At 63.3% G+C, this 2,548-nt stretch carries 3 protein-coding genes; 1 reads left to right on the top strand and 2 read right to left on the bottom strand.

Annotated elements, in window-relative coordinates; translation table 11 throughout:
* On the top strand, window positions 1–311 hold a 311-nt coding region (locus tag V8324_RS21570; RefSeq protein WP_336421946.1), incomplete at its 5' end, for a hypothetical protein.
* 37 nt (window positions 312–348) lie between these two features.
* Here the strand turns inward: V8324_RS21570 and V8324_RS21565 are convergent.
* The gene (locus tag V8324_RS21565; RefSeq protein WP_336421945.1) at window positions 349–1,557 is read right to left on the bottom strand and encodes an IS91 family transposase; all 1,209 of its coding nucleotides are present in this window, start codon (window positions 1,555–1,557) and stop codon (window positions 349–351) included.
* Between the two features lie 6 nt (window positions 1,558–1,563).
* Window positions 1,564–2,478 (bottom strand): tyrosine-type recombinase/integrase, encoded by a 915-nt coding sequence (locus V8324_RS21560; RefSeq protein WP_442970598.1) that lies wholly within the window; start codon window positions 2,476–2,478, stop codon window positions 1,564–1,566.
* Window positions 2,479–2,548: the final 70 nt, after the last annotated feature.

Here is a 2,548-nt window from a genome sequence, read left to right as displayed (position 1 = left end):
GCTGTAGGTTTCTCGGACGCCGCGCGAGGTGGTCGAGTAGCGCGCGGCACCGTCTGGCGTCCGAGAAGCGCGCAAGCACGAAATTGCGGGGTTGGGGTTGGGCGGACCGGTTGGTCTATGGGGATTTGAAGCGGCTGATTGCCTTGGGTTCTGCCCGGCATATAGGATCGAATGAGCTGCTGCCGGCCGGCGCGGCGTGGGTTTCGCGGGCTTTGATCCACATGCGTCGGTTCTCGGCGGCCGTCGGAGGCTGTCTCGCGAAGACGATCCAGGTTGCGGGCATGCCGGTCTGGTCGCAACCCGTGCAGTGAGCGTTGGCGGCGGGAATTCCGATCCGTGATGTGTCTGTCATGCAGCGGCCCTCGCTGTTTCTGGCGGCGCTCTGGGGTGCTGTTCCGGGGCGATCGTCTCGACGATGATCAACCGGCCCCCGCAGCATGGGCATGGCAGCGCAAGGACGCGGGCTGGCGCATCGGCGTCGTCGGGCGTGCCATCGTGAGCGTGACCCGGATCTGGTCGTCCGGTCCCGAGCAGTGATCTGACCGTGGCGATACTGGCGGCACGGATGCCGTTTCCGAAGAGCCCGTAGTGGCGGATGCGGTGCTGGCCCCTGGGCAGGACATGAATCAGAAACCGGCGGATGAACTCGTCTGTCGCCAAGGTCATGGTGGTGTGCCGCTTGGGACCGGTGACGCGGTAATCCTTGACGCGGAAAGTGATGCCCCGGTCATCCATGCGGATCAGGCGGCTGTTGGAAATCGCCACTCTGTGCGTGTAGCGCGACAGGTAGGCCAGCACCGCCTTGGGACCGGCGAAGGGCTCCTTGGCGTAGACAACCCAGTCGATTTTTCGCAGCGGTTGGAGGAAGGCATCGAAGGCATCCCGTTCCAACATGTCAGCGTGATCGCCGTAGAACTGGAGCTTCCCGGCTTTGTGCAGCTTGACCAGCCCGTCCAGAATGAGGCGCCGGTACAGACGGGACAGAACCCTGACGGAGAGGAAGAAGTTCCTGCGGCAGTCGATCCATTCGGTGCCGTCGGCAGACAAGCCGCCCCCCGGAACAATCATGTGAACATGGGGATGATGCATCATCGCCGAGCCCCATGTGTGGAGCACGGATGTGATGCCGACCCGGGCCCCGAGGTGTTTGGGGTCGGCTGCGATCCTGACCACCGTGTCCGCGCTCGCCCGCATCAGCAGGTTGTAGATCTCGCGTTTGTTCTGATGGGCGATGTCGGCGATCGGTTTGGGCAACGTGAAGACCAGATGGAAATACCGCACGGGCAGAAGTTCGGCCTCGCGTGCCGCAAGCCAGGCCTTGGCCGCACCCGCCTGACATTTGGGGCAATGGCGATTGCGGCATGAGTTGTAGGAGATGTGATCATGCCCACAGTCTTCACACCGCGCGACATGGCCGCCGAGCGCCGCCGTGCGGCAACGCTCGACGGCGTTCATCACTTTCAACTGGTCGAGGCTGATGTGCCCCTTGTTTGTTGACCGATACGCAGCCCCATGGGCGCGGAAGATGTCCGCAACCTCCAAATGTGATCGGGGCAAGGCGCGCTACGAAGCGCCTCTCTTGCCTTTCCTGCGTTTCGCCGCGGTCAGGTCGTCCAGCGGGCTGTCGATCGCCGAGATCATGCCGATGGCAACGCTCGCATAATGCGCCGTCGTGGTGAGTTTGGCATGCCCGAGCAGCGCCTGGATGACCCGGATGTCCACGCCGCGCTCCAGCAGGTGCGTCGCGAAGGAATGGCGCAACGTATGCAGCGTGACCGGCTTGGTGATGCCAGCCGTTCGCGCCGCCTGCTTGAACAGCCGCGAAATCTGTCGCGCCGAGAGATGCCGGCCACTATAGCCGGGAAAAAGCACGCGATCGGGTCCGGACACGCCCCTGTCGTTGACGGTCGGGCGTTCGGTCCACCACGTGCGCAACAGGCTCAGGATATCCACGGGCAGCATGACATTGCGATCCTTGCGGCCCTTCGATTGCACGATGCGGATGATATTCTGTTCGCCGTCGATGTCGCCGACCTTGAGACGGACGACCTCGCTCGCGCGCAGACCGCATCCGTAGGCCAGAGACAGCATCACGCGCGCCTTCAGACCTGGCGCCATGGCCAGGATGCGCCTGACCTCATTGCGGCTCAGCACAAGGGGCACCTTGACGGGCTTCCTGAGGTGGAACACCTCGGCCGCCAGGTCATGCCGGCGCAGGGTGACCCGGAGCAGAAACTTGACCCCCGTCATCGTCTGATTGCGGGTGCAGATACTCGTCCCGCTCTCGATCAGATGCAGCTGGAAGTGCTTCACGTCATCCGGTGTCGCAGTCTCCGGAGATCGCCCGAGCCAGGTCGCAAACCGCTTGCAGGCTCGCAAGTGACTGGTCTGCGACGCCGGCCCGAGATTGCGGGCCGACATATCCGCGATCATGCGCGCGCGAAGGGGTGTCGTCGGTGTGGGATGCTGAACGTTCATGGGAAAACCCTCTGTCAATCGAGGCAAAATCACCTCGAACAACAGCACACACCCGACCTCGAAAATCGCG

Origin of the sequence: Roseovarius sp. D22-M7 (assembly GCF_037083785.1) — a bacterium.
Lineage (GTDB): Bacteria > Pseudomonadota > Alphaproteobacteria > Rhodobacterales > Rhodobacteraceae > Roseovarius.
The sequence above is the reverse complement of the archived record's forward strand: the minus strand, read 5'-3'. Positions and strand labels throughout refer to the sequence as shown.